The 8729-nt window shown below is 64.4% G+C and carries 8 protein-coding genes and 1 pseudogene; 6 read left to right on the top strand and 3 right to left on the bottom strand.

Features of this window, described 5'->3' with window-relative positions; translation table 11 throughout:
• The 3 genes from G3436_RS17380 to G3436_RS17370 all read left to right on the top strand — a co-directional run.
• Positions 1-657, top strand: a 657-nt coding sequence (locus G3436_RS17380; RefSeq protein ID WP_163947349.1) for an ABC transporter ATP-binding protein, incomplete at its 5' end; no start/stop codon positions are given.
• A 50-nt stretch (positions 658-707) separates the two neighbouring features.
• Positions 708-1844: an ABC transporter substrate-binding protein gene (locus G3436_RS17375; protein ID WP_163947346.1), complete on the top strand. Its 1137-nt coding sequence runs from the start codon at positions 708-710 to the stop codon at positions 1842-1844.
• Between the two features lie 34 nt (positions 1845-1878).
• The gene (locus G3436_RS17370) at positions 1879-3159 is read left to right on the top strand and encodes an OprD family porin (RefSeq protein ID WP_163947343.1); all 1281 of its coding nucleotides are present in this window, start codon (positions 1879-1881) and stop codon (positions 3157-3159) included.
• A gap of 62 nt (positions 3160-3221) precedes the next feature.
• Here the strand turns inward: G3436_RS17370 and G3436_RS27770 are convergent.
• From G3436_RS27770 to G3436_RS17360, 3 genes and pseudogenes are all read right to left on the bottom strand, one after another.
• Positions 3222-4376: pseudogene (locus G3436_RS27770) on the bottom strand (methyl-accepting chemotaxis protein); the annotation flags it as partial.
• On the bottom strand, positions 4301-4729 hold the full coding sequence (locus tag G3436_RS27765; protein ID WP_279538673.1) for a cache domain-containing protein: 429 nt from the start codon (positions 4727-4729) through the stop codon (positions 4301-4303). The pseudogene G3436_RS27770 and the gene G3436_RS27765, both read right to left, overlap by 76 nt.
• Before the next feature lie 268 nt (positions 4730-4997).
• Positions 4998-5885, bottom strand: a complete 888-nt coding sequence (locus tag G3436_RS17360) for an SDR family oxidoreductase (RefSeq protein ID WP_163947341.1) — start codon at positions 5883-5885, stop codon at positions 4998-5000.
• A 111-nt stretch (positions 5886-5996) separates the two neighbouring features.
• On the opposite strand from G3436_RS17360, the gene G3436_RS17355 reads away from it, so the two are divergent.
• The 3 genes from G3436_RS17355 (at position 5997) to G3436_RS17345 (ending at position 8534) form a co-directional block, all read left to right on the top strand.
• Entirely contained in the window at positions 5997-6923 is a 927-nt protein-coding gene (locus G3436_RS17355) for a LysR family transcriptional regulator (protein ID WP_163947338.1), read from the top strand.
• Positions 6924-6971: 48 nt separating this feature from the next.
• Positions 6972-7769, top strand: a complete 798-nt coding sequence (gene dapF / locus G3436_RS17350; protein ID WP_163947336.1) for a diaminopimelate epimerase — start codon at positions 6972-6974, stop codon at positions 7767-7769.
• 81 nt (positions 7770-7850) lie between these two features.
• Positions 7851-8534: a GntR family transcriptional regulator gene (locus tag G3436_RS17345; RefSeq protein WP_163947333.1), complete on the top strand. Its 684-nt coding sequence runs from the start codon at positions 7851-7853 to the stop codon at positions 8532-8534.
• Positions 8535-8729: the final 195 nt, after the last annotated feature.

Here is an 8729-nt window from a genome sequence, read left to right as displayed (position 1 = left end):
GGCCCCAACGGTGCGGGCAAGACCACCCTGATGGCCGCCCTGATCGGCCTGCTGCCCTCCCAGGGCCAGGTGACCTACGCGGGCCAGCCGCTACAGGCCCACCACGACGTGGCCCAACGCATCGACAAGGGCATGGCGCTGGTGCCGGAAAGCCGCGAGTTGTTTGGCCTGATGAGTGTCGAGGACAACCTGCGCCTGGGCGCGTTCAGCCGCCACCGGCGCGGCTTTCGCGACCACGCGCAGACCCTGGATGAAGTCTTCGGCCTGTTCCCGCGCATGTACGAACGACGCGCACAGGCCGCGTGCACGCTGTCTGGCGGCGAGCGCCAGATGCTCGCCATCGGCCGCGCACTGATGGCCAAGCCGCGCCTGCTGATGCTCGACGAGCCGAGCCTGGGCCTGGCGCCGCGGGTGATCGGCGAGATCTTCACGATTTTCGAACAACTGCGTCAGCGCGGTGTGTCGATCCTGCTGGTGGAGCAGAACGCACGCGCGGCGCTGAAGATTTCCGACTACGGCTACGTGCTGGAGGTCGGCGAAATCGTGCTTGAGGGCAGCGCCGGTGCGCTGGCCGACAACCCTCGGGTGGTCGAAAGCTACCTGGGCCGCACACCCGCCAGCAGCACCACGGAGGTCAACCGCGCTACCGGCACGTAGCGCTGCGTCACAGCGTTTGCCACACCATAAAAACAATATACGGAGCTTGCATGAAACCTCTTCTTCCCTTGCTATTGCTTGCCTCGCTGTCGGCCGCTGCACAGGCCGACATGACCGTTGGCGTGATTCTCTCAACCACCGGCCCCGGCGCCTCGCTGGGTATTCCCGAACGCAACACCGTCGCCTTGCTGCCCAAGGAGATCGCCGGCCAGGCGGTGAAATACGTGGTACTGGACGACGGCAGCGACAGCACTGCTGCCGCCAAGAACGCGCGCAAGCTGGTCAGCGAGCAGCGTGTCGACCTGCTGATCGGCTCAACCACCGTTCCTACCTCGGCGGCGGTGGCACAGATCGCCAAGGAGAGCAGTACCGCACAGATCGCGCTGGCCCCGTTCGCCCCGGCCGAGGGCGAGCAGCGCTGGATCTTCACCGTTGCCCAGACCAACGCCCTGATGGCCCAGGCGCTGATCGAGCATATGCAGCAGAACGGGGTCAAGACGCTGGCCTACATCGGCTACAACGATGTGTGGGGCGAAGACTGGCACAAGGTGCTGAGCGCGATGGCACCGGCTGCGGGCATCGAGCTGGTGCGCGACGAGCGTTTCAACCGAACCGACTCCTCGGTCAGTGGCCAGGCGCTGAAGGTCATGAGCAAAAAGCCCGACGCCGTACTGATCGGCGCCACGGGCACCCCGGCCGCCCTGCCCCATACCGAGCTGCGCCGCCTGGGCTACAAGGGCACGATCTACCACACCCACGGGGCGGCCAACAGCGCGTTCCTGCGCATTGGCGACAAGGCCCTGAACGGTGCGATCCTGCCGGTCGGGCCAGTGGTGGTGTGGGACAAGCTGCCGGACGGCCACCCCTCCAAGGCCATCGCCAGCGCGTACGCCCAGAACTACCAGGCACAGTACGGCGCCAACAGCCTGTCGCCTTTTGGCGCTTACCTGTATGACGCCATGCGCCTGGTCGAGGCCGCCGTGCCGGCCGCGCTCAAACACGCCACGCCTGGCACGCCCGCATTTCGCCAGCACTTGCGCGACCAGCTCGAACAGACCCGCGATGTGGTCGGTACCCATGGCGTGTACAACCTGAGCGCTACCGATCACTTCGGCCACGACCAGCGTGCCCGTGCGCTGGTCACGGTACAGGACCAGCAGTGGGTGCTGCTGCATGCCCCTGAATAACCCTCACAACAACAATAAAAACAAGGCAATCCCCATGAGCACTCTGAAGCGGGTTCACACCACCCTGGCCCTCGGCACCCTGTGCAGCATCAGCCCTGTGCTGTTGGCCCAGGGTTTTTTCGAAGACAGCAAAGCCAGCCTGACGGCACGCAACTATTATTTCGACCGCGACTACAAGGGCGTCTCGGCGCAATCGGCCACCCGCGAATGGGCGCAGGGCTTCATCCTGCGCTTCACCTCGGGCTATACCCCAGGCACCGTCGGCTTCGGCCTGGATGCCCAAGGCATGCTCGGGCTCAAGCTGGACTCCAGCGCCGGGCGTACCGGTACCGGCCTGTTGCCGTTCGACCCGGCGGATCGCGAGCCGCATGACAACTACTCGGAGCTGGGCCTGACCGGCAAGGTCAAAGTGTCCAGGACCGAACTGCACGGCGGCACACTGGCGCCGGTCCTGCCGATCCTGTTCGCCAGCCCTACCCGGCTGTTACCGCAGACCTTCCGTGGAGCACAGCTCAAGACCCAGGACATCGACAAGCTGACCCTGGTCGGCGGCCGGCTTGACCGCATGAACCAGCGCGACTCCACCGACTACCAGAAGATGACCCTGGCATCGCCCAACCGGCGTTTCAATGGGGCGGCCGAGTCGGACAGCTTCAGTTATGCAGGCGGTGACTACCAGTGGTCCGATGCGCTTGTGCTCAAGTACTACCACGCGCAACTCGAAGACCTGTATCGCCAGAACTTCGTCGGCTTCATCGACAACCGTCCGTTGGGCGGCGGACGCCTGAAAACCGATGTGCGCTACCACGTCAGTGGCGAGGACGGGCCGGCCAAGGCGGGCAAGGTCGACAACCGCACCTTTGGTCTGATGAGCACCTACAGCCTGGGCGCACACAGCCTGGGGCTGGGCTACATGCAGTTGAGCGGTGACACGGCGATGCCCTACATTGCCGGTTCCGAGCCGATGGTGGTCAGCGAAGGGGCGTTGAGCAGCGAGTTCCTCAACCCCAGGGAGCGTACCTGGCAGGTGCGCTATGACTACGACTTTGCGGGCATGGCGCTGCCGGGCCTCAAGGGCATGTTGCGCTACCTGGACGGCAGTCGCATCGAATTGCCGACGGCGCTGGGTGGGAGTGGGCGCAGTGAGAGCGAGAAGGACATCGAGCTGTCGTATGTGGTGCAGAGTGGCACGTTCAAGAACGTCGCATTGCGTGTGCGCCATGCCTGGTACCGCAACGATTTTGCCCCGAGCGCATCGTTTCGCGATGACAACGAGTTGCGCGTGAACATCGATTACACCCTGGCACTCTGGTAACGCCCGGCCGTTGCAATGACGCCCCGGCTTGCCGGGGCGTCTGCACGCCTGCCTGGTCCGTACTACCCGGTCACCACCTGCCCCACCTGCTGCTCCAACTGCTGCGCCAATACCCGCAACGCCTCACACGACTGACGCGTCTGCTCGATCGTTTGCGCGCTGACCGAGGACGCCTCGTGAATCCGCGTGACACTGCGGTTGATCTCATCCGCCGTGGCCGCCTGCTGCTCTGCAGCACTGGCGATCTGAAAGGTCATCTGGCTGACCGTCGACGCCGACGCAGTGATCAGTTCCAACACCTGCCCGGCCCGTACAGACGCGGCCACGGGCTGCTGCGCCGCCTCCACATTGGCACCGATCTGCGCCGCCGCCTGGCCCGCGCCCGCCTGCACCCGGCTGATGATCTGCTGGATTTGCAGCGTCGACTGCTGGGTGCGCCTGGCCAAGGTACGTACCTCGTCCGCCACCACCGCAAAACCACGCCCATGCTCGCCCGCCCGCGCCGCCTCGATGGCCGCATTGAGCGCCAACAGGTTGGTCTGTTCGGCAATCGCGGTAATCACCTCCAGTACGTGCCCGACATGACCCGCGTCAACGGCCAGCTGGTCCACGATGCTCCGGCTCTGGCTCAAGGCTTCGGCCAGGGCACTGATCGCCTGTACCGCCTCTCGCACCGTTACCCCACCCGCCCCTGCCTGGCGCTCGGCGTCCTGGGTCGAGGTCGCGGCAACACTGGCATTGTGCGCAACGGCCTGCACGGTACCGACCATCTGGCTCATGGCCGCGACCACACTGTCGGTCTCCTGCTGCTGCGCGTGCATGCTGCGCTGCGCAGCCTCGGTGACCTGCCCCAGGCTGCTGCTGGTACTCGAGATCCGCTGGCTGGCCTGGGCCATGCTGCGGGTCACCCGGTGCGCAGCCTCCACCAGCCGGTTGAAACTGTGCGCCACCTGGGTCAGCTCATCGTTGCCCGCAGTGGGCAGGCGCAACGTCAAGTCGGTCTGGCCGTCGGTCGCACGCGCCAGCGCACGCACGGTGTCGTTCAACGGGCGGGTAATGCTGCGTATCAGCAGCACGGCGCACAGTGCCACCAGCACCAAGGCCGCGAGTACCAGCAACGCGGGCGCCAACAGCACGGTGTTCACCGCACTGCGCACATCCTGCGGGTGGATGCCGCTGGCCAGCACCCAGCCCCAGGGCTTGAACAACGCAACCTCTGAAACCTTGTACTCGGGCTGCTGCGAACCTGCCCGCGGGAACCAGTATTCGACGGTAGCCGGCCGCGCTCCCTGGCCGAGGCCACCATCTCACGGGCGAACAATTTGCCGTTGACGTCCTTGAAATCCGCCAGCGGCTTGCCGACCAGGGCCGGCGTAGTCGGGTGCATGACCATGCGGTGCTCAAGGTCGAGGATCAACAGGTAGTTGTCGCCCAGGTAGCGCAGGGCGCTGACCACCTGCGCCGCCTGACGCTGCGCCTCTAGCGTGCTCAGGTGCCCCTCGCGTGCCTGCTGCTCATAGTGGGCCAGCAGGTTGGACGCGGTATCCAGCGCCGTACCAACCCCGGCCATTTTCTCTTGCAGCAGGGCCCGGTGCAGTGTCAGCCCCAGCCAGCCACTGAGCACGACGACAAACAGGGTAATGCCGAGCACCAGCACGGTGATGCGGGTACTGATGCGTAAATGTCTCAACCCGAACATAGGAAAATGCCTCATTTTTGTTGTGTATGGCTACGCTGATCGCGTCGCGAACAAACATACACTATTGTATTTTTATGAGGAAAATTTCCAATTTTTTATAGTGATTACCGTAAAGACAAAGAATTCATGTGTGTATCTATCAGTACGCGAACGCGCCCCTGTGCTTGCGTACGAAATCCACCCAGCGCACCGGCTCGCGCCCCGTGATGGCCTGGAAGTTGTCGAACACCTGGTCAACCCCGGGGATCGCCCCCGCCGCCATGCGCGTGAAGTTGTCGTGCACACAGCGCATGTAGGCCATCTCTGCACCGGCCGCACGCATGTTCTGCAGAAACACGTCGGGAGACTGCGCGTCATAGCGAAACGGCTGGCCGAGCACTTCGCTCATCAACTGTGCCACCTCGCAGTACGACTTGACGTCGTAACCCAAGCGATACGTCTGCCCCGCATGACGCTGCGGGTGCAACAGCGCCTGCGCCGCCACCCGCGCCACATCTTCGCCGTCCACCCAACTGAACGGCGTGTCGCCGGTGTATTGCGCGATCACCCCCTGGCGTACCGCCTGGGTGCCGTCGTAGCTGAGCAGGTTCTGCATGAAGCACTCCGGGCGCAGGTGGGTGAAGGAAAACCCGCACCACTCGATGTAGCGCTCGACGAACTGGTGCCAGGCCCAGTGCCCGATACTCGCCGCATCATCGCCGCAGGCGCCCAGGTGCACCACATGCCCGACCCCGGCGTGCCTGGCGCTGTCGAGAAACGCTTTGCTCTGGCGCAGCATGTCCACCGTGTAACCGGTCACCAGCAACACCCGGTCGACGCCGTACAGCGCCGGCGCCAGGGTGTGCTCCAGGTCGAAATCCATGATCACGGTGCGTATGCCGCGGGCTTCGAACGGCTGCGCCTTGGCCGGCGAGCGCACCGCCGCGACCAGGGTAATGGAGGGGTCATCCTGCAAGAAACGCAAGGTATCGCCACCAATCTGGCCAGTGGCGCCGGTGACAAGAACGGTGGGCTTTGAATCGTGCATGCTGAACACCTGTCGAGAAAAGCGATACACCAGCTTACTCGGGAATATTTGGCGTATTGGCGACATGTTTTACCGAGTAAAGTGAATGTAATTCAGCAATCAGGACGGCACATGTTTTCTTCAGAACGCCTCAAGGGCATCGACGTGTTTGTCTGTGTGGCAGACCTGGGCAGCTTCAAGGCCGCCGCCGAGCGGCTGAACCTGACGGGGTCGGCAGTCAGCAAGAGCGTGGCACGCCTCGAAGCCCGGCTGCAGGCGCGCCTGTTCGAGCGCACTACCCGGCGCGTGGCGCTGACCGAGGCCGGCCGCGCGTTCTACCGTACCTGCAGCGGTGTGCTGGCCGAGCTTGAAGAGGCCGAGCTGGCGCTGAACCCCCAGGACAGCCAACCGCGTGGCCGCGTTCGGATCGACCTGCCTGCCGCCTTCGGGCGTCTGCATGCCTTGCCGGCCATCCTCGCCTGCGTGCGCGTACATGGGCTGCTGATGCCGCACATTACCTTCTCCGATCGATTCGTCGACCCGGTGGAGTCGGGCATCGACCTGTTTGTGCGCATCGGCGGCCCACAGGCGTGGCCCACCGGCGTCAGCCACCGCTACCTGGGCTCGCAGCGGGTGGTGCTGTGTGCCGCCCCGGCCTACCTTGAGCAGCACGGCACACCGCTGCACGCGCGCGCGCTGGAGCAACATCATTGCATCGTCTACGGCCTCAACGATGGGCTGGTCGGGCCGTGGCACTTCCCGAGCGCCCAGCCCGGCCACACCGAACGTCGAACCCTGCCGGCGCGCATGGCCGTGGGCGATGCCGAAGGCCAGGTCAGCGCGGTGCTGGCCGGGTATGGCATTGCCCAGTTGCCCACCTGGCTGATCAAGCGCCAGTTGGCAGAAGGCAGCCTGGTGCAGGTACTGCCGCACCTGGCCACCCAGGGCCTGCCGATCCACCTGGCATGGCTGACCAGCCGCCAGGCGCAACCCAAGGTCAGTACCCTGCTCGCCCATCTGGGACAGAGCTTGTCGGGAGACGGCTTCGACCCTGGTTGAGTCAGGCAGGCTATCGTTGTAAAAAAGCCATTCACAACGGAGCCCCCCATGCATTTCATCAAGTACCACGCTGCCGGCAACGATTACCTGGTGTACGCCGGGCACCAGCCGTTCGAGCTGCCGGCCGCACACATCGTGCGCATCTGCGACCGCCATCGCGGGCTGGGCGCGGACGGTATTCTGGTGCCGCACTTCAGCGGCGATCCGCTGGGGGTGACGATCTACAACACCGATGGTTCGCAGGCGCAGAAAAGCGGCAACGGCCTGCGTATCCTGTCACGCCACCTGTGGGACCAGGGCCACGTCGGCAGCGAGCCGTTCCAGGTACACACCGCCGGGGGCGTGGTGATCAGCCAGGTACTCGACGATGGCGCACGGGTATCGATCGAGATGGGCCAGGCGCGCTTCGATGAGCCCGCCACGCTGTCTGTGGGCGGTGAGCAACTGCAGGCACACCGGGTGTCGATGGGCAACCCGCATTGCGTGGTCTTCGTCGACCAGCCCGACGAGGCGCTGGCGCGGCGTCTGGGCCCACTGCTCGAACACCATGCAGTGTTCCCCGAACGTACCAATGTGCAACTGGTCAGGGTCACAGACCGCGCCAACCTCGAGGTACGCAGCTGGGAGCGTGGCGTGGGCTACACCCTGTCGTCCGGCACCAGCAGTTGCGCAGCGGCAGCCGTTGCACATCGCCTGGGGCGGGTGGATGCCCAGGTCGCGGTGCACATGCCAGGTGGCACGATCCACATCGAGCTCGACGCCGCGTTCAACGTGAAGATGCAGGGCCCCGTGTGCCGGATCGGCAGCGTTGCGCTGGACCCCGAGTGCCTGAGCGACACCGTGTAGTCAGTTACGGATAGGTACAGGTCGTCATCGGAGCCGAACGTTTGCGGATAATTCGTATACCATATCCGTAAATCCCCCTGAATGATCGCCACCGTGAATCTACCCAAACTCAACGCCCCGGACCTGGGCAACACGCCCTCCACTTCGGAGATCATTACCCGGCACTTGCGTGATGCCATCGTGGCCGGGCATTTCGACGAAGACGAGCCGATCCGCCAGGACGACATTGCGCGTCAGTTCAATGTCAGCAAGATCCCTGTGCGCGAGGCGCTCAAGCGCCTGGAGGCCGAGGGCCTGGTGATGTTCCAGCGTAACCGTGGGGCGATGGTTACGCGGCTGTCGGACTTCGAGCTGGCGCAGATGTTCGAGGTGCGCATGTTGCTGGAAGACAAGGTGTTGCGCCTGGCGGTGCCGAACATGACCGAGGCTACGTTTGCGCGGGCCGAGCGTATTTGCCAGGAGTTTGTGGGCGAGCACGACGTGGGGCGTTGGGCCGAGTTGAACTGGGAGTTGCATGCATGCTTGTACGAGCCGGCGCAGCGGCCGTTTCTGGTCAGCTTGATTCGTTCGGTGAACGACAAGCTGGAGCGTTACTTGCGCATGCAGATGAGCTTGTCGGCGGGCAAGGAGCGTGCGGACCATGAGCACCGTGAAATCCTGGAGGCGTGTCGGGCCAAGGATGTGGAGCGTGCGGTGGGTTTGTTGGATGAGCACATTGCGGGGGTGTGCAAGACCTTGCTGGAGCATTTGCCGACGGCGAAATAGGACATCGGCCGCACTGAAATCTGCAGCCGGACCACCAAGGCTCCTGCCCCCGCAAAAATCCAGAGTCGAACCAACAAGGCTGACAACGCCGATCCTGCAGGCCATGGTGCGTTGCAGCAAATGTGGGATCTGCGGTGCGACGACTCGCCTTGCCAGCGAAGCGCCGCCGGGGGCGCGCTCGATCGGGGGTGGTCA

It is taken from the genome of Pseudomonas brassicae, assembly GCF_010671725.1.
Lineage (GTDB): Bacteria > Pseudomonadota > Gammaproteobacteria > Pseudomonadales > Pseudomonadaceae > Aquipseudomonas > Aquipseudomonas brassicae.
Note: the sequence above shows the minus strand (reverse complement) of the source record. Positions and strands in the feature narration are given on the sequence as shown.